This window comes from Bacillus sp. SIMBA_031 (genome assembly GCF_046535225.1).
GTDB lineage: Bacteria > Bacillota > Bacilli > Bacillales > Bacillaceae > Bacillus > Bacillus velezensis.
Window position 1 is genome coordinate 1 of sequence record NZ_JAWRXC010000409.1, and the last position, 258, is coordinate 258.

Genomic DNA, 258 nt, shown 5'->3' on the forward strand with positions numbered 1-258 from the left:
CTATAAAGAGTAATCTTGTATACGGGGATATAGGTATCGCAACCATACTATACAAATCGGGGAAAATCTTACAAAACGATTCTCTGAAAGCAAAAGCAAAAAAAGTATTAGAAAGATGTCTGAAAGACACTAACAAAATAACTAAAGACGAAGCCTCTTTAATCTTCGGAACCAGCGGAATTTATTCAATAATAGGTTTAATAGAAGCGGAAGAAGAATTTGATTTAGAGGTTGATAAAAAAGAAATTTTAGAACTAT

Annotated in this window: 1 protein-coding gene; it reads left to right on the forward strand. The window is 31.4% G+C overall.

Translation table 11 applies throughout. The features are described from left to right. A partial coding sequence (locus SB724_RS20815) for a lanthionine synthetase LanC family protein (RefSeq protein WP_410572848.1) occupies positions 1 to 258 on the forward strand: 258 nt, incomplete at both ends.